This is a genomic window from Aeromonas sp. s1(2024), from assembly GCF_040908005.1.
Lineage (GTDB): Bacteria > Pseudomonadota > Gammaproteobacteria > Enterobacterales > Aeromonadaceae > Aeromonas > Aeromonas caviae.
In genome coordinates, this window is record NZ_JBFOCW010000055.1 from 1 (window position 1) to 19,019 (window position 19,019).

General features: G+C 58.5%; 28 protein-coding genes. 20 read left to right on the plus strand and 8 right to left on the minus strand.

Going from position 1 to position 19,019, the window contains the following annotated elements; all coding sequences use genetic code 11:
* Positions 1–291 precede the first annotated feature (291 nt).
* Positions 292–1,344 (minus strand): site-specific integrase, encoded by a 1,053-nt coding sequence (locus AB5Y70_RS12925; RefSeq protein WP_368176023.1) that lies wholly within the window; start codon positions 1,342–1,344, stop codon positions 292–294.
* A 334-nt stretch (positions 1,345–1,678) separates the two neighbouring features.
* On the opposite strand from AB5Y70_RS12925, the gene AB5Y70_RS12930 reads away from it, so the two are divergent.
* Entirely contained in the window at positions 1,679–2,743 is a 1,065-nt protein-coding gene (locus AB5Y70_RS12930; RefSeq protein WP_279977567.1) for an XRE family transcriptional regulator, read from the plus strand.
* Positions 2,727–3,206, plus strand: a complete 480-nt coding sequence (locus AB5Y70_RS12935) for a PIN domain-containing protein (RefSeq protein WP_279977566.1) — start codon at positions 2,727–2,729, stop codon at positions 3,204–3,206. Before AB5Y70_RS12930 ends, AB5Y70_RS12935 begins: the two co-directional genes overlap by 17 nt.
* 75 nt (positions 3,207–3,281) lie before the next feature.
* Here the strand turns inward: AB5Y70_RS12935 and AB5Y70_RS12940 are convergent, their stop codons facing one another.
* The gene (locus AB5Y70_RS12940) at positions 3,282–3,596 is read right to left on the minus strand and encodes a hypothetical protein (protein ID WP_368176024.1); all 315 of its coding nucleotides are present in this window, start codon (positions 3,594–3,596) and stop codon (positions 3,282–3,284) included.
* A 236-nt stretch (positions 3,597–3,832) separates the two neighbouring features.
* Positions 3,833–4,054 (minus strand): hypothetical protein, encoded by a 222-nt coding sequence (locus AB5Y70_RS12945; RefSeq protein WP_368176025.1) that lies wholly within the window; start codon positions 4,052–4,054, stop codon positions 3,833–3,835.
* 74 nt (positions 4,055–4,128) lie between these two features.
* Between AB5Y70_RS12945 and AB5Y70_RS12950 the strand changes: the two genes are divergently transcribed.
* Positions 4,129–4,332, plus strand: coding sequence for a hypothetical protein (locus AB5Y70_RS12950; protein WP_244057270.1), 204 nt, complete (start codon positions 4,129–4,131; stop codon positions 4,330–4,332).
* Between the two features lie 165 nt (positions 4,333–4,497).
* Here the strand turns inward: AB5Y70_RS12950 and AB5Y70_RS12955 are convergent, their stop codons facing one another.
* Complete coding sequence (locus AB5Y70_RS12955) at positions 4,498–5,349, minus strand: S24 family peptidase (RefSeq protein ID WP_368176026.1); 852 nt, start codon at positions 5,347–5,349, stop codon at positions 4,498–4,500.
* Positions 5,350–5,470: 121 nt separating this feature from the next.
* Between AB5Y70_RS12955 and AB5Y70_RS12960 the strand changes: the two genes are divergently transcribed.
* From AB5Y70_RS12960 to AB5Y70_RS13030, 15 genes are all read left to right on the plus strand, one after another.
* Positions 5,471–5,767, plus strand: coding sequence for a Cro/CI family transcriptional regulator (locus AB5Y70_RS12960; protein WP_368176027.1), 297 nt, complete (start codon positions 5,471–5,473; stop codon positions 5,765–5,767).
* Between the two features lie 5 nt (positions 5,768–5,772).
* Positions 5,773–6,060 carry a hypothetical protein gene (locus tag AB5Y70_RS12965; protein ID WP_244057266.1) on the plus strand — a complete coding sequence of 96 codons (288 nt, stop codon included), beginning with the start codon at positions 5,773–5,775 and terminating at the stop codon, positions 6,058–6,060.
* Between the two features lie 28 nt (positions 6,061–6,088).
* Complete coding sequence (locus AB5Y70_RS12970) at positions 6,089–6,604, plus strand: phage regulatory CII family protein (protein ID WP_368176028.1); 516 nt, start codon at positions 6,089–6,091, stop codon at positions 6,602–6,604.
* 8 nt (positions 6,605–6,612) lie between these two features.
* A complete protein-coding gene (locus tag AB5Y70_RS12975) occupies positions 6,613–6,960 on the plus strand; it encodes an ogr/Delta-like zinc finger family protein (RefSeq protein ID WP_244057262.1) in 348 nt (115 codons plus the stop codon).
* Between the two features lie 24 nt (positions 6,961–6,984).
* Complete coding sequence (locus tag AB5Y70_RS12980; protein ID WP_368176029.1) at positions 6,985–7,443, plus strand: hypothetical protein; 459 nt, start codon at positions 6,985–6,987, stop codon at positions 7,441–7,443.
* A gap of 61 nt (positions 7,444–7,504) precedes the next feature.
* Complete coding sequence (locus tag AB5Y70_RS12985) at positions 7,505–7,681, plus strand: hypothetical protein (RefSeq protein WP_223933176.1); 177 nt, start codon at positions 7,505–7,507, stop codon at positions 7,679–7,681.
* Between the two features lie 2 nt (positions 7,682–7,683).
* Positions 7,684–7,857: a hypothetical protein gene (locus tag AB5Y70_RS12990; protein ID WP_368176030.1), complete on the plus strand. Its 174-nt coding sequence runs from the start codon at positions 7,684–7,686 to the stop codon at positions 7,855–7,857.
* Complete coding sequence (locus AB5Y70_RS12995; RefSeq protein ID WP_223933174.1) at positions 7,854–8,051, plus strand: hypothetical protein; 198 nt, start codon at positions 7,854–7,856, stop codon at positions 8,049–8,051. The genes AB5Y70_RS12990 and AB5Y70_RS12995 overlap by 4 nt, the downstream gene beginning before the upstream one ends.
* The gene (locus AB5Y70_RS13000; RefSeq protein ID WP_102949131.1) at positions 8,048–8,257 is read left to right on the plus strand and encodes a hypothetical protein; all 210 of its coding nucleotides are present in this window, start codon (positions 8,048–8,050) and stop codon (positions 8,255–8,257) included. The genes AB5Y70_RS12995 and AB5Y70_RS13000 overlap by 4 nt, the downstream gene beginning before the upstream one ends.
* The gene (locus AB5Y70_RS13005; RefSeq protein WP_368176031.1) at positions 8,254–8,682 is read left to right on the plus strand and encodes a hypothetical protein; all 429 of its coding nucleotides are present in this window, start codon (positions 8,254–8,256) and stop codon (positions 8,680–8,682) included. Before AB5Y70_RS13000 ends, AB5Y70_RS13005 begins: the two co-directional genes overlap by 4 nt.
* Entirely contained in the window at positions 8,679–9,215 is a 537-nt protein-coding gene (locus AB5Y70_RS13010) for a DNA methyltransferase (protein ID WP_049636495.1), read from the plus strand. The genes AB5Y70_RS13005 and AB5Y70_RS13010 overlap by 4 nt, the downstream gene beginning before the upstream one ends.
* On the plus strand, positions 9,212–9,469 hold the full coding sequence (locus AB5Y70_RS13015) for a hypothetical protein (protein ID WP_368176032.1): 258 nt from the start codon (positions 9,212–9,214) through the stop codon (positions 9,467–9,469). Before AB5Y70_RS13010 ends, AB5Y70_RS13015 begins: the two co-directional genes overlap by 4 nt.
* A gap of 140 nt (positions 9,470–9,609) precedes the next feature.
* Complete coding sequence (locus AB5Y70_RS13020) at positions 9,610–11,796, plus strand: replication endonuclease (protein ID WP_368176040.1); 2,187 nt, start codon at positions 9,610–9,612, stop codon at positions 11,794–11,796.
* Complete coding sequence (locus AB5Y70_RS13025) at positions 11,793–12,269, plus strand: hypothetical protein (RefSeq protein ID WP_368176033.1); 477 nt, start codon at positions 11,793–11,795, stop codon at positions 12,267–12,269. Before AB5Y70_RS13020 ends, AB5Y70_RS13025 begins: the two co-directional genes overlap by 4 nt.
* Before the next feature lie 62 nt (positions 12,270–12,331).
* On the plus strand, positions 12,332–12,667 hold the full coding sequence (locus tag AB5Y70_RS13030; RefSeq protein ID WP_368176034.1) for a hypothetical protein: 336 nt from the start codon (positions 12,332–12,334) through the stop codon (positions 12,665–12,667).
* 15 nt (positions 12,668–12,682) lie between these two features.
* On the opposite strand, the gene umuC is transcribed toward AB5Y70_RS13030, so the two are convergent.
* Positions 12,683–13,960: a translesion error-prone DNA polymerase V subunit UmuC gene (gene umuC, locus AB5Y70_RS13035; protein ID WP_368176035.1), complete on the minus strand. Its 1,278-nt coding sequence runs from the start codon at positions 13,958–13,960 to the stop codon at positions 12,683–12,685.
* Positions 13,957–14,379 (minus strand): translesion error-prone DNA polymerase V autoproteolytic subunit, encoded by a 423-nt coding sequence (umuD, locus tag AB5Y70_RS13040; RefSeq protein WP_368176036.1) that lies wholly within the window; start codon positions 14,377–14,379, stop codon positions 13,957–13,959. The genes umuC and umuD overlap by 4 nt, the downstream gene beginning before the upstream one ends.
* Positions 14,380–14,666: 287 nt before the next feature.
* Between umuD and AB5Y70_RS13045 the strand changes: the two genes are divergently transcribed.
* Positions 14,667–15,506 carry a hypothetical protein gene (locus AB5Y70_RS13045; protein WP_368176037.1) on the plus strand — a complete coding sequence of 280 codons (840 nt, stop codon included), beginning with the start codon at positions 14,667–14,669 and terminating at the stop codon, positions 15,504–15,506.
* A gap of 318 nt (positions 15,507–15,824) precedes the next feature.
* Here AB5Y70_RS13045 and AB5Y70_RS13050 read toward each other — a convergent pair whose 3' ends face one another.
* Together AB5Y70_RS13050 and AB5Y70_RS13055 are read right to left on the minus strand one after the other, a co-directional pair.
* Positions 15,825–16,886, minus strand: coding sequence for a phage portal protein (locus AB5Y70_RS13050; protein WP_244081748.1), 1,062 nt, complete (start codon positions 16,884–16,886; stop codon positions 15,825–15,827).
* Positions 16,883–18,652, minus strand: coding sequence for a terminase ATPase subunit family protein (locus AB5Y70_RS13055; protein WP_368176038.1), 1,770 nt, complete (start codon positions 18,650–18,652; stop codon positions 16,883–16,885). Before AB5Y70_RS13055 ends, AB5Y70_RS13050 begins: the two co-directional genes overlap by 4 nt.
* A 149-nt stretch (positions 18,653–18,801) precedes the next feature.
* Here AB5Y70_RS13055 and AB5Y70_RS13060 point away from each other — a divergent pair.
* A partial coding sequence (locus AB5Y70_RS13060) for a GPO family capsid scaffolding protein (RefSeq protein WP_368176039.1) occupies positions 18,802–19,019 on the plus strand: 218 nt, incomplete at its 3' end.

The following is a 19,019-nucleotide window of genomic DNA, read 5'->3' on the forward strand; positions in this document are numbered from 1 at the left end:
GGGTCTGTGGGTCTGTGGGTCTGTGGGTCTGTGGGTCTGTGGGTCTGTGGGTCTGTGGGTCTGTGGGTCTGTGGGTCTGTGGGTCTGTGGGTCTGAGGGTACACCTCTTCGCACCGCCCGGAAAAACAAAAGGCCATCCGCGAGGATGGCCTTTTGTCATGGAATCTGATGGTGCCCGGGGTCGGACTCGAACCGACACGTATTGCTACGGCGGATTTTGAAACCATCGCAAGCCGCAGTGAATCAATGAGTTGCCGTGTTTTCGCGGGTTTACTTGGGTATGGATGGGGGTTATTGGGTGTCGCTGGTGAGCGCTGCCGCCATTTTGCCGCCATCTTTCAGCGCGGTGATCGGGTTAAGTTTGACCGCGTCTTCGAGGTGGTCAGGGGCGAAGTGGGCATAGCGCATGGTCATCTTGATGTCGGTGTGGCCGAGGATGCGCTGCAGCACCAGGATGTTGCCGCCGCCCATCATGAAGTGGGAGGCAAAGCTGTGTCGTAGCACATGGGTTCGCTGGCCGGCCGGCAGGGTGATCCCCGCGCGGCGCAGCGCCTTCTCAAACTCGGCGTAGCAATCACCGAACAGGCGGCCGGTGCGCTTGGGCAGCAAGGCCAACAGCCAGCCAGCCACCGGCACTGTGCGGTTCTTCTTGCCCTTAGTGCGGGTGAAGGTCAGCCGGCCGATGCCGACCTGTGAGCGAGTCAGCTTTTCAATCTCAGACCAACGCGCCCCGGTCGAGAGACACAGCATCACGATCAACCACAGGTCTTTCAGACCTGCGCAAGCAGCCAGCAGTTGCTCGATTTCATCCTGATTCAGGAATGCCAGCTCGGATTCTTGCACCTTGTACTGGCGCAGCACCTCCAGCGGGTTACCGTGGGCCCACTCACCCAGGCGGCCGAGTTCATTGAACACGGCCTGCAGGTAGAGCAGTTCACGATTGATGGTGGTCGGGGAGACCTGTTTGCGCTGACCGGGCACATAAAGCTCGCCTGCCAGCCGCCGCTCGCGGTAGGCCGCAAACTGCTGGGCGGTGAACTCGGTCGCCAGCGGGTTGCCCAGCGCCTCTGCCAACCAGATCAGCTTGTCGCGGCGCCGGTCGCCATCCGTCAGGGTTTGACCGTGGCGACCATACCAGAGTGCCACCAGATCGCTCAGCCGCCGTTCATCCACATTATCCGCCTCTGGCTGCTGCCAGGGCTGCGCCAGCATGTGTTTTTCCCATGCCAACGCTTCGCCCTTGGTGGCGAAGCGCTTGCGTTTGCGGGGGCCATCACGACCTTGGGGATAGACTTCGACCAGCCAGAGCTTGGGCTTACCGTCTTCGAGTTTGCGGACTGTCATTAATTGATAAACCTACCAACGCGTTGATTGTCGGACTCTAAAAAATCAGACTCATGAGTTAACAAAGGAACTGGCTGAGCTACTGACTGAGCTACTGACTGAGCTACTGACTGAGCTACTGACTGAGCTACTGACTGAGCTACTGACTGAGCTACTGACTGAGCTACTGACTGAGCTACTTAGGAAGTTTACGCCGCAGAGTATCGATAAAACAGCAGGGGAGATACCACCTTCGGTCACGCGACCTAGCAGCAAATAGACATCTAGTAAAATTAACTCTGTATGGTTTATATTTATGGAGAATTTTATAACTTCATAAACCAAGGAGGTCGACGTGTTTGGTGAGCGCCTTTTACGTGCCCGTTCTGCTGCAGGCCTGTCTATGCAGGCTCTAGCGGCGCAGGCTGGGATCAGCGCCAACATGATCAAAAAGTACGAACACGGCGAGAGCATGCCGAGCTCTGGTGTGCTGGTGAAGATGTCTCGTGCCCTAGGGGTGCGTAGTGAGTATTTTTTCCGCCCGGTTCAAGTCGAACTCGCTGGGATCGAGTACCGTAAACGCAGCAGCACCCCGGTGTCCGTGCTTAACAGCATCAAAGCAGATGTCGTGGATCAGGCCGAACGTTGGCAAGAACTCGTTAACTTGTGGCCTGTTTTTCCAATCGCTAAATACAGCGCACCAGTTTTACCTACCCAAAAGATATCCAAAATTGGTGACATAGACTCATTTGCTGAGGAACTCCGCGCAGCGTGGTCACTGGGTACCAGTCCAATTTCAAAACTGATCGATGTGCTGGAATCACATGGCATATTGGTCATCGTGACTAACATTGATGAACGTACGAAGTTTGATGGTTTGCAGGCCAGCATCGCCGGCCAACCGGTCATTGTGGTGTCGGCAAATTGGCCGGGTGATCGTCAGCGATTTACATTGGCCCACGAACTTGGGCACTTACTGTTACACACAATGCTCCCTGCAGACATCGACGAAGAGAAAGCCTGTAACCGGTTTGCCGGTGCTTTACTACTGCCAGCGGCGGCTATGCGCGCCGAACTCGGTTCTGTTCGACAGCGGTTGGAAGTACAAGAACTTTACATGCTTAAGATGGAGTATGGCTTGAGCATGCAAGCCTGCCTATATCGGGCATGTGACCTAGCGATCATATCTGAATCAACCCGCAAAGGGTTGTTTATGTATTTTTCTCGCAATGGATGGCGTTCACGGGAACCTGGTCAACCCTTCCCCAAGGAGACGACCCTGTTGTTTCAGCAATTAGTGTATCGCGCCCTAGGCGAAAATATCATCGGAGAATCAAAAGCAGCCGAGCTACTAGGTTCATCTCTAGTTTCGTTCCATCAGGCCCGTAAAATGGAAGCGTTGGATGCAACTTCTAATTAGCGATGCGAATATCTTGATTGATTTGGAAGAAGGCGAGTTGCTCGGCGCGTTCTTTCAACTCCCATACCGATTCAGCATCCCCGACATTCTCTATTTTGAAGAACTTGAAGAACAACACAGCCATCTGTTAGGTCTTGGTTTAACGCTCGGTGAATTAACACCAGGCAGCATGACCTATGCGATGGAGCTGATCGGGCAAGGCAGCAAGACGAGCCGAAATGATTGCTTTGCCTTGGCGCTCGCTAAGCAGGAAGCTTGCCCTTTACTGACCGGCGATAGTGCGTTAAGGGAGCTTGCAGAAAACAATAGTGTCATTGTGATGGGCACGCTCTGGGCGGTAGAAATGCTCGTTCGGCAGAGGATCATCAATATCGAGACTGCGAAAGAGGCTTACACCAGAATGCGAAGCAATGGTCGTCGCTTGCCCTGGGGGAAAGCCTTTGAGCGACTGGATAACTTCTAGGATAGGGAAACGGATGTGAAAATGGGCGCGTCAGCGCCCTCCTAAAGCCACCGCCATCACTGTCGACAGTGCTGCTTAATAACCGTCAGTATCGTCAATCTCTTGAAGACTTACGAAACGATGAATTACTTCATCAGCAATTTCTTTAATGAAAATCCTTCTGATTGCCATAAAAATAAGATCTTGTTTTGCTAGGTATTTTTTGTACTCATCGTGCAAGAAACCAGCTGTCACATAGGCAGGAAATCCCCTCGTGAACTGATCTTGAGCGATGTGGCCTACGATAAGACCAGCAGTATATTCCTTGTGGTACTGACTCATCGTAAATTCATCGGGCAGCTCTGCCAACTTTCGCCCATCGACTAAACCCTGACCCATCTGATCCATCATTTACACTCCGGTTTCAAATACCTGACTAAAGAACCATTGACTCCAGTATTGGAGTCACAGCTCTCGTTCTAAGTTCCACCATCTTACCGATGATGCTCGAGGTTTGGCCGTGGCGCCCAAGGTTTTGAGGCGCGGTTCAAGGCGGTACCGGCTTGAGAACAGAATGAAAATAATAAAAGGGTGAACAGATACTTTTTCATTCGTAGCCCCATTAGGTTGAGACAGAAATCGCTGCCCTATGCCTGATGAACTAAGCCATATTCAGCGACAAGCGCTTCCCATTGCTCTCCGTCCATCTCATCGCCCATCGCGGAGAAGTCATCCTTGCTGGCTTCATCAATCACATTGACGAGATAGAAGTCATCACCGTCTTCAGCAAAGACATCCTCAACCACCAACCTCATGCCTTCGACGTTCTTGGTAGAAAGATACAACCCGGTCTTCGGTACACTTTTCATCGGTTTGCTCCTGAGTGAGAAGTACAGCCAATCAGCCGCCTCGTTTGACAATGCGGCAAGTTCGACCATCGTCGATGCGCAGTCTGTCGCAGAATGCTGTGGGTTATCCCTTGCGCCTGCGGGTGCTGGTGTCGCTGCGCTTTCGAGTCGTGGAGGAATATTTGCGAGAACCAGAAGAGTTGCTTATCCCCGAGGCGCTCGACCCGCTTGCGCTGCATATCTTCTTGCTGGCGCTGTATGAGCCATCGTTACAGACAAACCGCTCTCCATCACAGTGAGAGATCCCGCCCTTGTTACCCGAGCAGGGTTTCCTCCCTTTGGCGAAGGTGGGAGAGGCGCTGAACATCGCTAAGGTGCAGACCATCGCGATGATGATTTTTATAGGTTTGCGCATGTCGCTATCCATTCCATGGGTCAGGAAAAAACAAGGGCGCACCAGCGCCCTATCGTTTTCTGAAAATACGGTGTTCTACCATCACGCCGATGATCTCGATGTGCTGCCGGTCGGAGTGCATGGGCGGGTAATCGTCGTTGAGGGGGACCAGTTCAAAGACCTCTTGCCCACTCTCATCAATGCCACGGGGCCGGTACTTCTTGAAGGTGGCCTCTTCGCTACCGTTCTTGGCGACCACGAAATCCCCCGGGCGTGGCTGTTCGTCAGGGTCCACGATCACCAGGTCCCCCTCATTGAATTGCGGGGTCATCGAGTTGCCACGCAGCCAGAGGCCAAAGCCACAGGGACCGATGTCCACACTGGCCGTCACATACTCCACGTTGCCATCAAAACCCGTGGCCTGTTCGCAAATCTCCCGCCAGTTGCCAGCCTGCACATAGCTCAGGATCGGCACCCTCGCCCCCTGCGGGATCACCGCCGGTTCGACGTTGCTTAAGCTAGCACCATCTTCTGCCACATCGGACAAGGACCGATGCTCTTCAGGTGATAAAACCAATAAATTGTCGTGCCCACTGTCAGAGAGGAAAGCAGCCCTCTGCTCAGCATTCATTTGTTCAAAAAATTGCTTCACCAGCTTCAGGGCATCACTGGTTTTCCCAGAACTCCCTGAGGCAGGAACGAAGTGCTCCACTTCATAACTCGATTCATTGCCGGTCAGCAGCCAATCGACAGACACACCAAGAGCAGCCGCTAAATCATTGAGATAGCGGCCTTTTGGCTGGTTCAAGCCTGACTCCCATTTCCCTACCGAAACACCGCTTATGCCAATCGCCTTGGCTAGTGCGGTTTTGGAAAGGCCGAGAGCAGTTCTTCTGCTGAGTATTCGATCCGATATGTGCATTAACCTAGCTTAACTTTCAAAGGAAAACCTTAAGGTTAAATAAATCAAAACTTAAGCTTGTTTATGGGTTAACCCTAAGTTAGGATCGACCGCGTAAAAACTTAAGGTTTGGGCGATAAGTGTGAAAAAAGCAGATGTCATTAACTACTTCGGTTCAGCGGCTGAGCTGGCACGGAAGCTTAACATTTCAGAGGCGGCAGTTTCCCAATGGGGCGACACCATCCCCCAGGGCCGCGCCTACCAGATCGAGGTGGTGACCGGCGGTGCGCTGAAAGCCGACCCCGCCACCACGTCTGGCCAACGGCGCCCATCTCAGCGCGTCGCGCCGGGCACCCCGCTGGAGGAGATCCCCAGCGTCCAGCGGGCGACTGCTGCCGCCAAGGCTGACCCCACCAACGCACAACCTGGTAAGGCGTAACCACCATGCCACCTCGTCATATCAACCCAGCGGCCAGGCCGACACCGGCCCCCGCCGTCAGCGCGATCACCCTGGTGCTATCGGCAGACATCCCACCACTGATGCCCATCGCCAGGTTTGCCGCGTGGATCGGGGTTTCTACCGATACCGCCCGTGGCTGGGTCAAAGCCGGCAAGCTCGAGATCATGGAGAAAGAACTCCCGAATGAGCTGTCGATGGTCAAGGTGCATGTGTTTATCGCCAAGCAGATGGCGGGGTCGGTGTTGGCACCCCAGTTCAAACACGCGGGTTAACCATATCGTCCTTTGGAGGGAAATCAGAGTGTCAAACCAGTCCTGTTTTTCACACAACCACTTTGCGGCGGCCTGCGACACCTTCAAGGGTATGCACAACATCAGCGAGCTGGAACGCGAGCTCGGCATGCCGAGCCGTGTGCTGCACAACAAATTCAACCCGGCCAGCGAGAAACACAAGCTCACCGCCCTCGACCTCATCGCCCTTTATCGCGCCACCGGGGACGACACCCTGTTTGACGGCCTGCTGTTTGACTGCGGTCTGACCGCCACCAAGCTGCCCGCCGCCGCCGCGCCAACCCCCGAGGCCCGCGCCCAACAGGCGCTCAATGCAGGGGCCCAGATCCTGGGGGTCACCGCGCAAGCCACCACCCTGCTGAGCGGCCCTCGCGTTACCAAGGCCCATCGCAATGCGGTCATCAGCGGAATCTGGGCGGGCATCGAGCACCTGGTGCTGATTGCCACCGAGGTGGAAGACAAATTCCACGCCGTACCCAGCCTTGCCTGCGCCGCCGACATGGCCCGCGTGGCGATGGGCGCATAGGAGACCCCATGTCCAAGTTTTTCCCCTGCCCTCACTGTGGGTCTTACAGCAACGTCAGAACCTCACAGCGCATGAGCGATCTCACCGTGCAGGCGCGCTATCGCTGCAGCAACGATTTCTGTGGGTACGTCTTCCAGGTGATGTCCACGGTGACCGGTTACTACGTGCCCAGCGCCCTGCCCAACCCCGCCGTTCTGGTGCCACGGCTCAAGGGGAGCCGCAGCCCACAAGAGGAGCCTACCAGCACCGCCACCCCGCCCCTGCCCACCAAGCCGCGCCCGTTCCGCGCCATTGAGGAACTCAAGCAGGCACAGGCCGGGGCCACCGAAACAACCGCAGAACAGGAAGGGGCCTAGGCCCCCTACAGGAAGGAGAACCCCATGCAAACGCAACGCATCGACCATGAACAGCGCAACCTGGCGGGGCTGACCCCCGATGAGCAGGTGGCCATGAACACCGCCGGCTGCCAGATCCTGCGGGAGCTGTTCGGCAAAACACGCTCCAGTCTGGACACCGACTGGCTGGCCCTGAGCCAGGCCAAGAAAGCGGCCATCTGTGCCATCGCCCGCCAGCCAAGAGGCGAGCTGATGGCGGCCACCCTATCAGCCCTGCCCCACGCACAACGCGAGGCGGTAAGGATGGCAGTGATCGCGCTGGAGTATCAGGGGGAGTTTCGCGGCGGCTGTGACACCAAGGTGTGGCACCCGGCGCCAGTGACCAGACCCATCGGGGATATCGAGAGAGAGAAGAAGGAACGCGCCGCCAAGCTGCGGATGAAACGCGCCGTGCTGGCGGGCAATGAGATGTGCCAGTCAGGCCCCAGGGCCATCGGGCAATAAAAAACCCGCTATCGGTGCGCCAACACCAGCGGGCTTTCCATCGTCAACAAGGAGAATCGACATGCCAACTTTAGCCATTCGTGACCAATTGCGCAACCTGCGCCTGCAAAACCGCAAGCTGGCCTGCCGTGGTCAGCGTTACCGCACCAGCCCAGACCTGATCCATGCAGTAGAACGCCCGGCCGCCATGGCCTGGCGGGCGGTCTGGTCGTGCGTCAACCGCCGTGGGGGGATCTGATCATGGCCGCCGTTATCACTCGTCACACCGAACCGACCATCAAGGCCGCCAGCGCCTATCTGGTCAGCCGCGGTTACATCAACTGCGGCACCACCTGGCTGCGCGGCAAGAACGGGGACGCCCGCATGGAACGCCTGACCTCTGGCGCCATCCGCATCATCGAGGGGGTGGCATGAACAAGCTGTTACAGCCGGTCAACCGGCAAACCGCCATTGCCGCCGTGCACGCGCTGCCGGCGCGGCTTCGCGCCAGCACCGATTACTCCTACCTCTACCGTGGCTCGGAGGGCAAGTCCCTGATGGCCCAGGCCAGACAGAACCAGCGCTGGTACCAGCTGTTCCACACCATGAACCGGAGGGCTCAACCATGAGCATCGACGCCATTCATATCGCCAAGCGGGCAGAGCAGGCCGTGCTGCCACTGCTGACCGAACTGCTGGCCACCGGCGAGCAGGAAAACCGCATCGCCCTGGGCGAGCTCTACTCCGGTGATGAGTACATCCAGGTGCAGCTGGTCGTGACCAGCCGCCCCGCGGATCTGCTCGATGACGACTCTGTGATGGGGGATGAGGCATGAGCGACATCTATGTAAACCCGATGGCAATGCGGGCCAGGCTGGCCGCCGAGCTGGCTGTGCTGGATTTGTATGGGGTGGTCAAAACCACCGCCGCCAGCCTGAGCGACTGGGTCGGTGTTAACGGCGATTCGCTCCCAGAGCCGCTTGTCGGTGAGGTAAACACCAGCATGGTCGCCATGTCGGCCGCCGCTCATTGCATTGGCTACAGGTCAGCCGACGAGCTGAGCAAGCGGCTGGCTGCCTTCGAGGACACCGGCGAGCTGGTCGTGCAACTGCTGGCAGAGCTGAACCAGGGTGATGGCCTGCGGCGTGAGGATCTGGTTGTCACTCGCTCAGCAGTGCTGCTGCTGGCGATGTATGGGCTGCTGGCGCTGGCCTGCAGCGAGGCTAATGCAGACCGCGACGACAAGGAATATCAGGCATGAGCAGCACGACCGGCAACACCATCGAGCGCGAGCTCTACCCAACTCCAAGCAGCGCCGTGGCTGCACTGATGCGCCACATTAAGTTCCGTCAGGGAGACACCTTTATGGAACCGTGCCGCGCCGAGGGGAACATCTATGACGCCGTCCCACTACCTGATGGTCAGAAGGAGTGGGCCGAGATCCGCCATGGCCGTGACTACCTGGACTGGGACTTTGGCAGCCAGTTCGACGTCATCATCACCAACCCGCCGTTTTCCCTCACCGAGGAATTCATGAGAAAGAGTCTGTCCGAACTCGCACCGGACGGGACGCTCATCTACCTGCAACGGGTGAACTTCCTCGGCAGCAAGCGGCGGGTGCCGTTCTGGGCTGAAATCGGATTCCCGAACAAGACCCCGATCCTGGTGCCACGCCCCCGGTTCGTGGGCGGCGGTTCCGACTCCTGCGAATACTGCTGGTTTATCTGGGACAGAGGGAACCGTGTTGCCCTGCCGGATGGTCTGAGCCACCTGATTGTAGAGGAGGCAGCATGAGCCACCGCCTGATCGCAGACCTGCAAACCCGTGTGGATAGATGGTTCGACACCATGATGGGCGACGAGGCCCGCCTGCGCAGCTACCAGCGCGACCTGCTGGCCATGCGCCAGCTCTCCCCTCGCCCCCGCTGCACGGTCTCCCTCACCCTGCGCCAGTGTGTCGCAGCCAGAAAGATGGCGAGGCATGCCCGCCATGCGCTGGTCTCCTGCCGGAACAACATCAAAGAGCTGTCGGGTACCCATCACCAATGACCAACCAACAGAAAACAGGGCCAGCCGCCGAGGCTGGCCATCTTGGTTTTGCCATCAGCCGCCTGCCGACGCCAAAACGCAACCAGCTGCCGCTATCCAAGAAGACCCTCAAGGCCCGTATCGATGCCCTCGCCAATGCCATGCCGGGCACCAAGCTGGAGGCCGCCTTTGTCGGTGCCCCTGGTGAATCCGATCTGGTCTGGGCGGTGCAGCTGCTCGATGGCCTCTCCATGCAGTTCACCCAGGTGCTGTTCAAGCAGTACGTGCGCCGCCGCAAAGATGGCACCGCCCGCAACTGCCGCAGCGCAAACATCTGGCTGCGGGAACGGGTGAAGTGGGTCCGCTCCCTGGTGATAGCCCTGCCGGTCGATGCCCAGCACCTGCGCGACGACGACGGTCGCAAGCGGGTGGCCCACCAGTTCGCCAACCAGACTGCCGCCATCTGGAAGAACATCGAGCAGAACGCCGCAGCCGGTGAGCTGGATCTGATGGAGACATGGGAATCCATCAAGCAGCCTGCCGACCAGTGGGGGTTCATCGGCAGGATGCCGGACTTCAAAACCAAAGAGGCCAGGGATAACTGGATCCTGAGCGTCATGGTGCGCCTGCTCTCCGCCAAGTGGTGGGAGAGGCGCGTCAACCGCTGCTGGGATAGGCTGCAAGAGCACATCGCCATCCTGCTGGGCAAAGTGCGCAAGGGCGTCTCTGCCTACGTCTCGAACGCCACCATGAAGGTGGTGCGCGAGCGCAAGCGGGCCATGATGCGCTGGCTGGCCGAGTCGGAGGTGATGAACAGCCAGCACGATCTGGTGATTTCGATGAAGGACTGCTGGGAAGCGAGCAATGCCAACCCGGTCAACCGCCGCGCCGAGATGATGACCCGCATGCGCGGCTTTGAAGACTACGCCGAAGAGCAGGGCCATGTGGGGGTATTCTTCACCTGGACAGCCCCGAGCCGCTTCCATGCCTGGAAGACGGGCCGCAACGGCAAGACCATCGAAAATGACAAGTACCAGGGCGCCACCCCGCGCGACACCTGCGCCTATCTGGGCCAGCTATGGAGCCGGGCCCGTTCATACCTGAAGCGCTGGGGCATGCCTATCTATGGCTTCCGGGTTTGTGAGCCGCACCACGATGGCACGCCGCACTGGCACATGCTGCTGTTTATGCGCAAATGCGACCGGAATGGGGTGATCGATACCCTGCAGCGTTATGCCCTGACAGATGATCGGCAGGAGCTGGAGCGCAACAATCTGGGCATTCCCTTCACCGACTTTACCCCGCGCTTCGACTGGAAGGAGATCGACCCGTCCAAGGGGGACGCCACCGGCTACATCGCCGCCTATATCGCCAAGAACATCGACGGCGAGCATGTGGATGGCGATGAAGAAGCGGGCACCAAGGCAGACCAGGGTGCCCAGCATGCCTGCGCCTGGGCAAGTTGGTGGGGGATCCGAACCTTCCAGCAGATCGGCGGCGCCCCGGTCGGGGTATGGCGCGAGCTGCGCCGCATCAGCAACGCCAAGAAGCACGGCGATCTGGTGGGCCCACCCAAGCCGGTCTTGCAAGACCCGCGCTTTGAGGCCGCCCGCTATGCCGCCGATAACGGCATCTTCCGCTGCTACCTCCACGCCATGGGTGGGGCCCTCTCTACCCGCGCCGAGCACCCCATCAAGCTGGCCCATCTCATCGAGGAACAGGCCAACGCTTACGGCGAAGACATCAAGCGCCTGATGGGGCTGCATACCGCCCACCTGGGTGTGCGCACCCGTCTTCCCGGCTGGGAAGTGGTGCCTGCCGGTACCTTTGAGGCCACCAAGGCCGCCGAGGGTTCGGTTGGGGGTGTTGGGGTTAAGTCGGGCGACAGCCCGGCTCCTTGGAGCTCTGACAATAACTGTACGCAGCCGGATCCTGAGGCGTTCGCTGATCAGTTGATGGCAGAGCAATGGGGTTTATCTCCCTTCTCTATCGGGCGTTTACGGGTTGGCGCCAGCGTCAACGCGGACGGCTTCACCCTCTGGCTGGAGAACGGCCAGGTGCAGTCGAGCCGGGCTATCCCGAGCGAGCCGGATTGGCAGCCAGAAGGCCAGATGCCAACCGAACAGGGCCTGCCGGATGAGTACGCGGTACCGGAAGGCGATGAGGACTGGCCGATGCTGGTTGAGCTGTGCGGCAAGGTCTACCAGGCGCAGGGCCACGCCGGGGCGCACCGCTGGATAGAGATGCTGCCGCAGCCCTATCAGTCCGAGATGTGGCGCGTGCTGGAAGGGCTGGATGCGCCGGAGTGGATGCAGGAACAGGACGACTACAGCGAGGAGTGGGTATGAACAACAAACAGACCGTCAGCCGCGAAGAGTACCGCCGCCTGGATAATCGGGTGACCTGCATTCTCCAGCAGCGCTGGCCAGCCAACGAGATCAGCCAGTGGGTGGGGATGCTCAAGGGCAAACAGCAGGCTGTTGCGTCTGCCATTCTGCGCCGCCGCCACCCTCGCCCCTTATCGCTGGCCCTGCCGGCCATTGCCACCGAAATTCCAAACCCGTATCAGGCCAAGGCCAGCCGCCCCACTGTGCCGGTGCTGACCGCTGATGGCCGCTCGGTTGGCCGCCGCCATACGGTGGACGGGCTCACCCCAGTAGCCATCGACCAGAGCGGCACCATCCGTTGTGCCTGCACAGGCCGCACCCTCTGGATAGCACCGGGTAGCCCGACCGATCGCGCGAACCCTGGCGCCGCCGAACAGCTCAACCCAACATATCGGCCGGCACAGCACCAGGTGGTGGTGGATCATCGTAGCTAAATGCCAATAGCGGGGAAAACAGATATAGTGCTCCGAATAAATCCTATTATTGGACAGTCTACATGGAGCGTCTGAAAGATATTCTGGCTTCGCTCATCATGGAGCCTGGGGTGTTGAAGTTCTTGGGTGGCCTGCTGATGCTGTCCTCTTTGGGGGCACTGATGCTGGGCGTCAGAACACTCGTGTTTGAACGCCGTCTCGAACGGGCTTTTTCCAGACTTCAGACCATCACGGATGGCAAAGCGGCACTCCCCACTCCACCAGGTTTGTTTGACCAGTGGCCCATCATTCAGGCCATGATCCCGGAAACGTTCATTGGGTTTCTCACTTGGGCCAGCGTTTTTGCCGCCGGATGGATGATGGTAAGTTATGGCAAGCTGATCGAACGGATGTACTGACTCCCTCCGCCGTCATCACTTCACCACCGGCAGCTCGCCGAGCGCGGTGGTATAGCGGGGGCTTAACTGCTCCCGCTTCATCATCCACTCCCGGGTGTCGCGGCCACGGGCAGCGAAGTAGACCTTCCCCAGCCGTCCCTGGTTGATCTTGTCGATGACCTGCATCAGCGCCTCGCTGCGCGGGGATTGCTGCTGTGCGGCGAACAGGTCTCCCTGCTGCATGCTGGCGGGGGTGAAGTCGGCCAGCATGACGCCCCCTTTCTGGTATCGCTGCTCATCGCGCCAGATACGGGGGAGGAGTTCCGGGATCAGAGCCAGCAGCGCCCGGGTGTCATGAGTGGGCATGGCCAGCTTGGTGCTCACCTGGTTGCCGTAATAGGGCTCCCGGTCGCTGAACGGGCTAGTGCGGATGAACAGGGTCACATGCCGGCAGCACATCCCCTCGCCCCGCAGCTTCTCGGCGGCACGCTCCATGTAACCGGCCAACGCCTGGTGCATGGGGCCGATCTGGGTGATGCGCTCGCCGAAGGAGCGCGAGCAGATGATCTGCTGCTTGGCCTGAGCCTCTTGCTCCAGCTCTGCGCAGGGGATCCCCAGCAGCTCCTGCACGGTGCGCTCGACCACCACGCCATAGCGGCGCCGCAGGCTCTTGGGGTCGGCGGCGACCAGGTCGGCCACCGTCTTGATGCCCTGCGCCTCCAGCTTGGCGGTGAGCCGTCGGCCAATGCCCCATATCTCGTCCACCGGGGTGATCGCCATCAACCGGGTGCGCCGCCCTTCATCCCGCAGATCCACCACACCGCCAGTAGCGGGCCACTTCTTGGCGGCGTAGTTGGCGAGCTTGGCAAGCGTCTTGGTGGGGCCGATGCCGACCCCAACGACTAGCCCGGTCCACTGCTGCACCCGCTCGCGAATTTGGCGACCATAGGCCACCAGGTCGCCAGCCCAGCGCTCGCTCAGCTCGATAAAGGCCTCGTCAATGCTGTAGACCTCCACCGCCGGGGCCATCCCCTCCAGAATGGTCATCACCCGGTTCGACATATCGCCATAGAGGGCGTAGTTGCTGGAGAACCATACCCCACCCATGGCCTCGAAGAACTGGCGGATCTGGAAGTAGGGTACCCCCATCTTGATGCCCAGCGCCTTGGCTTCCGCCGAACGGGCCACCACGCAGCCATCGTTGTTGGAGAGCACCACGATGGGCCGCCCCTTCAAATCAGGCCGAAACAGCCGTTCGCAACTGGCGTAGAAGTTGTTCACATCGACCAGGGCGACGGCGCAGTACTTGTTCATGGGGTATCCATCTTGTGCACGACAAAGGCCACCACCCCGAAGATTTCCAGCTCCTGCCCATCGTTGAAATAGATGGGACGATAGGCCCGATTGCCGGGCAGCAGCGCCACCGATGGCTCAAGCTGCAACTTCTTCACCGTGAACTCGCCATCGACCGCGGCGACCACCACGCAGCCATGCAGCGCCTTGCGGCTGCGGTCGACGACCAGCAGGTCACCATCGCGGATCCCGTGGTCCACCATGCTGTCACCGGCCGCCCGCACGAAGTAGGTGGCCGCCGGGTGGGCCACGCACAGCTGATTGAGGTCGATGGTCTGCTCGGTGTAGTCCTGCGCCGGCGATGGAAAGCCGCAGGCCACCGGGGAGAGGAACAGAGGCAGCTCCAACAAGGGAGCATCGGGGGTGGGTTGAGCAAACATGGGGGCTATCTCAATTGACTGTATAAAAACACAGTATAACAAACAGCCAGAAGAGGATCACCGTTCGGCATTTGGCTCCGTCTTTCGTTGACACACTGTTCTGATGACACAATATAGGAGGTGTGTCAGGCCAAACATTGGGAATGCGTGAATAGTTCCAAAGCAACAAGTAACCTCTGGTAAAGTAACATTAGGAATTAAATAAGCCTTGATATGTTTGGCTTACCGAAAGTTAAAATGTGACATTACACAGATCGTTTTCACAAAACATAGATGGATTAAATTTCATGAAAATATGTGTTTTTTGCGGGATAACAAGTGCAACAAAAAAAATAAATAAGGAGCATATTTTCAGAAAAAAGAATAGGTCTATATTTGGCCGCAACGATACTCATACAAATTTCATGCGATTTTCAAAAAAATCCGGCGTAATAACGGCAGAAAAACCAAAATCATATAATGCATCACCATATGAACAGCAAGTTGGTTCAGTTTGTGAAAGCTGCAATAGTGGCTGGTTAAACAAAATAGATTCTGAATTTGAAAACCTACAATTCAGGCTTGTGAAAAATCTAAATGTTTTTGGGTGTAAATCTGATGCAGAGCTTATCTACACATGGGCATACAAGACGGCTTTGATACGGACGTTAGTTGATGAATCATGTGAACGTGCAATATCTCAACATCACATGAAAAACTTATATGAAACAAAAAAGCCAGATTTAAATGTCGGCGTGTGGATATTTAATAGCAATGAACCAATCGACCTATATTCAAGGCATAGCTTTGGCATTGCAAACCTTAACGAAAATGGAATTGAGTATAATCAGGTAACGATAGCTATGGGATGCATGGGCATTTACGTCATTATGTTGGGCCCAAATGAAAAGTTGCTAAGTCCGATGATAGTTGAAGATGAAATACTGACATTAACAGGAGGGAATGCAAAACGAATGTGGCCTGAAAGTGTTAATTTCATTTGGCCAATAAGCATGAATAAGATCAGTGATGAAGCTATTTCAAACATAGCAATATCGCTAACAAGAGCTCTTGACTCAGTAGATCCTGCAGAAACGATTGCAAGCCACCTTTACATTTCAAGAATGAATGGATCTGACAGAAAGTGAAGGATCGCTAAAGGGAGCTGTAGATGCGAGCGCGGCCAGTGCTGGCACGGCCTCCCGTTAGCCCCTACCAATCTTTCAACCGCATGGAAATCGACACATAAAGCGCGCAGGCGAGGCGGGGTCCCGATTGCGCGCCAGTGGTGCTGGCAGGGGGGGGGCAGCAGGCTGCGCCAGCCGCTCAGGATGCGCGTGAAAGGATCTGCGAGGGTGCAAGGATAGCCCGCATCGGTGATGCAGCAGCGGGCCGCTGATGCGGCCATGTGAGGGGCAAAAGAAAACCCCGCCAGGTGGCGGGGTGGTCGGGATGCACAGGCAGGGTCAGCGCAGCATGTCGCCTTGGCTGGCCTGCTCGATACCGGCGGCCAGCTTGTAGGGGTTGAACCGGATCACCTCCTCCCCTGCCCAGTCATTGAGCGCCAGCAGGCTGGCCTTGATGCTGTCGATCTCGTTGATGTCGAACACCTGGGCGGCCTTGGTCACATCGCCGAACCCGCCCGTGCTGTTCGGCATCACTCCCATCAACTGGGGCGGTACCCGGTGGGTGGCCAACTGGTCGTCGCGGCTGACGTTCTTGATGGAGAGAAAATCATCCTTGGCCGCCACCTCGGCAACCGGGATCAGCCTCACCCCGTCCTTGCTGCCGTTAGGGGTGTAGAGCAAGAGGTTGCGGAAGTTGCCGGGCCCCTTGCTCTGGCGCAGCGCCTCACGCAAGGCCGCAATGTCGCCCTCGTTCTGCACTGCGTCGGTGATGTGCATGATGAACCCAGCGTGGGATCCATTCTCGTAATACTTGCGGCGGAACAGGGTGGCCGACTCGTTGAGCAGGGTAGAGTTGAGCCCGCCGACATAGTCGGGGATGCCGTAGATCTCCTGGTTGATGTCGCTCTCCATCACATGGCCCACCCGCCCGGCCGGCAGCGCCTGCTCCTGCCCGGGCTGGGCAATCCACCAATAGGTGTCCAAGTCCAGAGCCCGCCGGGTGTATTTAGCCCGCAGGTGGTCATAGCGCAGCACCCCGCCGAGTCGGTTCTGCACCGCCTGCAGATAGCCGTTGCCGAAGATCAGATAGTCCAGCGCCAACCCGGTGAAGGCGGCCAGGCTCAGTTTCGGATGCGGGATGAAACAGGAACGCAGGATGTTGCGCTTCACCTGGATGGCCGAGGCGTGATGCACCCCGGCCCGATAGACCCGAGACAGCCCATTGAGGGAGAGGGGCGGCTCGTACCAGCGGCCGTTGTGCATGGCCTCCAGGTAGTCGAACACCTCCCGTTGCGATAAGACGGGCACCGGCTCGCCAAAGCTGAACGCCTCGATGGCCGCGCCGGGTTTCTGGGTCGCCGTCATCGGCGAGGTATGGCGCTGTGGGCGGCGCTTTCTCATGCGAAAATCTCCATCATGCTGGTATTGGCACCGGTGGCACCTGCCAGCGGTTCGTGTAACAGGGCCTGCATCGTTGCCCAGGCAATATCGGCGTGGCTGGTTTCCTCTGACCGGCTGGCCTCAAAGGTCGGCAGCTTGCCGCCCGCGGTCACGGCGCGGCGGATGCTCATGAACGCCTGGGCGAGGTCTGTCCAACCGCTGTCAAACTCCAGCCGCCCCTTGTTCATCACATCCTGCGCCTTCATCACCATCTGGATTTTCACGCTCGGGTTGTACTGGATAGGGGTCGCCGCCGGGTAGAACTGCTTCACCAACTGGTAGACCCCCTCCCCGATCCCGGTCGTATCGATGCCGATGTAGCACACGTTGTAGCGCTCGCACATGGCCTTGATGGCTCGCGCCTGGGCGTCGAAGTCCATCCCGCTCCAGCGGTGGCGCTCCAGCACCCGGAACTTGCCGCCGGGCACCGCCGGCGGAGCCAGCACGGCGCAACCTGCGCTATCCCCCTGCCCACCCTTGGCCGGGTCATAGCCGATCCACACCGGCCGGCTACCCAGCGGACGCAGGGCAAAGGGCTTGTAGTCGTCCCACAGTTCCCAGCTGTCGACCATGCAGCGCTGCAGGGTGACGAGCGGGAACACGCTCGAGGTGTCATCCATGAAGATGCACATCAGCAGGTTGAGGTATTCCTCCTCGGAGTACTCGCTGCGCAGCTGATCCAGGTCGAACAGGTCGCAGCCACCGCGCACCGCATCTTCGACCGTGACAATCTGCCGCCACTGACCATCGGCGCACAGCTTACCGCTGGCAAGATTGGCGTGGCTCAGGTCAATCTCGACCCGGTCTGCCTTCGCCTTGCCACGGTTGAAGTTGGCGCCGGACCAGAACGCATAGGCGGGATGGGAAAGGCTGGATGGGGTGGAAATGTAGGTCTGGCGCCACTTCTTGTGCATCGCCATGCCGGAAGCCACCTTGCGGAACTCAAGGAAGCCATGGATCCAGAAGTACTCATCCATGTAGATGTTGCCGTGGTAGCTCTGGGCGGTGCGGGCGTTGGTGCCGAGGAAGTAGAGGTGCGCTCCGTTCGGTAGCACCATGGGGTCGCCCTTGAGCTCCACCCCCTCCTCCTTGGCAAACTGGATGATGTACTGCTTGAACACATGAGCCTGCGCCTTGCTGGCCGACAGGAAAATCTGGTTGCGCCCGGTGACCAGGGCATCGATGAAGGCCTCGAAGGCAAAGAAGTAGGTCGCCCCAATCTGGCGAGACTTGAGCAGGTTGCGGATCCTGTGCTGGTTGCCAGCCTCGTACCAAGTGCGCTGGTAGCCAAACATGGTGGACTCGAAGCGCTCGATCAGCCGCTCTTGCTGTTCGGGCTCCACCACATTGCGCTCGGGTGCCTTCTTCGGCCCCTTGTTGCGGTTCGCCACCTTGGGGTTGAGGTCGGCCTCATTGCCTCCGTTGCTGTACTTGTTGACCCGGGCTATCCGCTCCAACTGCCTACCCAGCAGGTCAATCTCCTTGAAGTCGCCGCCGCTTTTCACCTCCTTGGCGATCAGCTGGCACATCCGCGCCTCGATGGCGAAGTCGACCCGGTCAATGGGTTTGATGTCATCCCAACCATCGCGGGATTTCCAGGTGGCGACCGTCCCCTCGGGGGTCGCCAGCAGCTCCGCAATGGCTCGGATCTTGTACCCCTGAAAGTACAGGTGCATGGCCTGCCGTCTGGGTTCGATATGGGGGAAAAGTAAGGGTGCTGTCGTCATGGCGCCAGTCTACCCAGCCACAACCCATCCAAACGCCACCCCGCCAGTGTGCCAGCGCCGTACACACTGGCCGCCGATTGCACGATCCCGCCTGTCACCCAGACCATAACCGCGACATCACCACCCAATCACCAAAGGGATCCCAACCCATGGCAAAGTCCAAATTTTTCCGTGTTGCCGTAGAAGGGGGCACGACCGATGGCCGCGCCATCACCCGCGAATGGCTTGAGCAGATGGCCCAGCGCTACAACCAGTCCACCTACGGCGCCCGGGTCAATATGGAGCACATCCGGGGGATTGACCCCAACGGCCTGTTCAAGATGTACGGCGACATCACCGCCGCCAAGACAGAAGAGGTCACCATCGA

Coding starts and splice junctions, on each gene's coding strand:
- AB5Y70_RS12965 (WP_244057266.1), top strand. CDS start 5,773: ATGCCACCTCGTCATATCAACCCAGCGGCCAGGCCGACACCGGCCCCC.
- AB5Y70_RS12985 (WP_223933176.1), top strand. CDS start 7,505: ATGCCAACTTTAGCCATTCGTGACCAATTGCGCAACCTGCGCCTGCAA.
- AB5Y70_RS13055 (WP_368176038.1), bottom strand. CDS start 18,652: ATGACGACAGCACCCTTACTTTTCCCCCATATCGAACCCAGACGGCAG.
- AB5Y70_RS12940 (WP_368176024.1), bottom strand. CDS start 3,596: ATGATGGATCAGATGGGTCAGGGTTTAGTCGATGGGCGAAAGTTGGCA.
- AB5Y70_RS12995 (WP_223933174.1), top strand. CDS start 7,854: ATGAACAAGCTGTTACAGCCGGTCAACCGGCAAACCGCCATTGCCGCC.
- AB5Y70_RS13020 (WP_368176040.1), top strand. CDS start 9,610: ATGCCGGGCACCAAGCTGGAGGCCGCCTTTGTCGGTGCCCCTGGTGAA.
- AB5Y70_RS13000 (WP_102949131.1), top strand. CDS start 8,048: ATGAGCATCGACGCCATTCATATCGCCAAGCGGGCAGAGCAGGCCGTG.
- AB5Y70_RS13015 (WP_368176032.1), top strand. CDS start 9,212: ATGAGCCACCGCCTGATCGCAGACCTGCAAACCCGTGTGGATAGATGG.
- AB5Y70_RS13030 (WP_368176034.1), top strand. CDS start 12,332: ATGGAGCGTCTGAAAGATATTCTGGCTTCGCTCATCATGGAGCCTGGG.
- AB5Y70_RS12925 (WP_368176023.1), bottom strand. CDS start 1,344: ATGACAGTCCGCAAACTCGAAGACGGTAAGCCCAAGCTCTGGCTGGTC.
- umuD (WP_368176036.1), bottom strand. CDS start 14,379: ATGTTTGCTCAACCCACCCCCGATGCTCCCTTGTTGGAGCTGCCTCTG.
- AB5Y70_RS12990 (WP_368176030.1), top strand. CDS start 7,684: ATGGCCGCCGTTATCACTCGTCACACCGAACCGACCATCAAGGCCGCC.
- AB5Y70_RS13005 (WP_368176031.1), top strand. CDS start 8,254: ATGAGCGACATCTATGTAAACCCGATGGCAATGCGGGCCAGGCTGGCC.
- AB5Y70_RS13010 (WP_049636495.1), top strand. CDS start 8,679: ATGAGCAGCACGACCGGCAACACCATCGAGCGCGAGCTCTACCCAACT.
- AB5Y70_RS12975 (WP_244057262.1), top strand. CDS start 6,613: ATGTCCAAGTTTTTCCCCTGCCCTCACTGTGGGTCTTACAGCAACGTC.
- AB5Y70_RS13025 (WP_368176033.1), top strand. CDS start 11,793: ATGAACAACAAACAGACCGTCAGCCGCGAAGAGTACCGCCGCCTGGAT.
- AB5Y70_RS12945 (WP_368176025.1), bottom strand. CDS start 4,054: ATGAAAAGTGTACCGAAGACCGGGTTGTATCTTTCTACCAAGAACGTC.
- AB5Y70_RS13045 (WP_368176037.1), top strand. CDS start 14,667: ATGAAAATATGTGTTTTTTGCGGGATAACAAGTGCAACAAAAAAAATA.
- AB5Y70_RS12955 (WP_368176026.1), bottom strand. CDS start 5,349: ATGCACATATCGGATCGAATACTCAGCAGAAGAACTGCTCTCGGCCTT.
- AB5Y70_RS12935 (WP_279977566.1), top strand. CDS start 2,727: ATGCAACTTCTAATTAGCGATGCGAATATCTTGATTGATTTGGAAGAA.
- umuC (WP_368176035.1), bottom strand. CDS start 13,960: ATGAACAAGTACTGCGCCGTCGCCCTGGTCGATGTGAACAACTTCTAC.
- AB5Y70_RS12950 (WP_244057270.1), top strand. CDS start 4,129: ATGCGCAGTCTGTCGCAGAATGCTGTGGGTTATCCCTTGCGCCTGCGG.
- AB5Y70_RS12980 (WP_368176029.1), top strand. CDS start 6,985: ATGCAAACGCAACGCATCGACCATGAACAGCGCAACCTGGCGGGGCTG.
- AB5Y70_RS13050 (WP_244081748.1), bottom strand. CDS start 16,886: ATGAGAAAGCGCCGCCCACAGCGCCATACCTCGCCGATGACGGCGACC.